This is a genomic window from Nocardiopsis synnemataformans, assembly GCF_965343085.1.
GTDB classification, from domain to species: domain Bacteria; phylum Actinomycetota; class Actinomycetes; order Streptosporangiales; family Streptosporangiaceae; genus Nocardiopsis; species Nocardiopsis alborubida.
In genome coordinates this window covers 1-579 of record NZ_CBDRFA010000191.1, presented here as the reverse complement: position 1 = coordinate 579, position 579 = coordinate 1, and the positions used below count along the sequence as shown (strand labels likewise).

Sequence of the window (579 nt, the reverse complement as noted above, 5' to 3'; positions counted from 1 at the left end):
GAACCTGGCTGCGTTGGAGGCGACCACGGTCATCGTTTCGCGTGAGGCGGACGGGCGCTGGTACGCCACTCTCGCCGTGGACACCGACGATCCTGACCCGGCACCGGACACTGGTTCTGAGGTGGGTGTGGATCTGGGTGTGAAGGACTTCGCGATCCTGTCCACGGGCGAGAAGATTGCCAATCCCCGCCACGTGGAGCGCAAGGCCCGCAACCTCAAGCGTTACCAGCGGCGCATGGCCCGCAAACAGCGCGGCTCGGCCAACCGGCGTAAGGCCAAGCGCAGGGTCGCGGCCGCCTATCGCAAGGTCCGCCACGCCCGCGCTGACTTCCTGCACAAGACCACCACGCGTTTGGTGCGCGAGCACGACCTGATCGCGATCGAGGACCTGAACGTGCGGGGCCTGACCGTCTCCGCACGCGGCACCGTCGAGCGACCCGGTCAGCGGGTCCGTCAGAAGGCCGGGCTGAACCGGTCGGTCCTGGACGCTGGCCTTGGTGAGTTTCGCCGTCAGCTGGAGTACAAGGCCGCGCGTGCGGGTCGCACGTTGGTGGTGGTGGATCGGTGGTTTCCTTCCAG

General features: G+C 67.4%; 1 protein-coding gene. It reads left to right on the top strand.

The genetic code is table 11. From position 1 onward, the window contains the following. Positions 1-579 (top strand): RNA-guided endonuclease InsQ/TnpB family protein (locus tag ACSIH6_RS39410; protein ID WP_435114002.1); only part of this gene is annotated, 579 nt, incomplete at both ends.